This window comes from Robertmurraya korlensis NBRC 107688 (assembly GCF_001591645.1).
Lineage (GTDB): Bacteria > Bacillota > Bacilli > Bacillales > Cytobacillaceae > Robertmurraya_A.
This window is the reverse complement of sequence record NZ_BCVH01000060.1, coordinates 1-881: the sequence shown is the minus strand read 5'-3', so window position 1 is coordinate 881 and position 881 is coordinate 1. Positions and strand designations below refer to the sequence as shown.

Genomic DNA, 881 nt, shown 5'->3' with positions numbered 1-881 from the left:
TGGTATATGTGATAAGCTCTCCATTAAATAAATCTAAAACTGGCGATAAATAAAGTTTTTCGCCGAATAATTTAAATTCCGTAATGTCTGTCACCCATTTTTCATTTGGTGCATCTGCCGAAAAATTACGGTCTAAAATATTTGGCGCGATTTTACCCACTGTGCCTTTATACGATTTATACTTTTTCATACGCACTAAGCATTTTAAACCAAGCTCTTTCATGATGCGCTGCACTTTTTTATGATTCACTTTTTGTCCTCGGTTCGCCAGCTCATCACGAATACGGCGATAGCCATAACGCCCTTTATGCTCTTCGTAGATTGCCTTTATTTCAGCTCTTAAATCAGCGTCTTGATCTGGACGATTCATACGTTTCACTAAATCATAATAAGTACTACGTGGAATGCCCGCGAGTTTTACAAGTGCTTTCACCGGATATTTATGCCTTAATTCATAGACTACTTGCGCTTTGTCTTGTTTGGTGATTTTTCTTTGTTTTGAACTAAGGCATTCAACTTTTTTAAATACTCATTTTCCATTTCCAGTTGTTTTATACGTGCTTCAAGTGCTTCTCTAGATCCTTCAACTGGTGGTTGTTTTGGATGTTGATTGGATTTTTTTTCATGGATGGACGCCCCTTTTTCTTTGGTTGAAGGGCAACTAATCCTTGTGTTTCAAATAGTTTTCTCCAAACAGTAATTGTTGAAGGGGCAGGGATCTTAAAAATAGCTGCCGTATCGTTTAAGGACGTACCGTATTCAATCATGTAATTTAGTACGTCTAGTTTAAACTGTTGTGTGTAATTTTTACAAGACTTAACAAAAGCTTCAACACCATTATATTCGTATTGTTTGACCCATTTAAGGATTGCTTGATGATC

1 pseudogene is annotated in these 881 nt (G+C 36.5%); it reads right to left on the bottom strand.

Going from position 1 to position 881, the window contains the following annotated elements:
- A pseudogene (locus tag BKO01S_RS24530) lies at positions 1-881 on the bottom strand (IS3 family transposase); the annotation flags it as partial.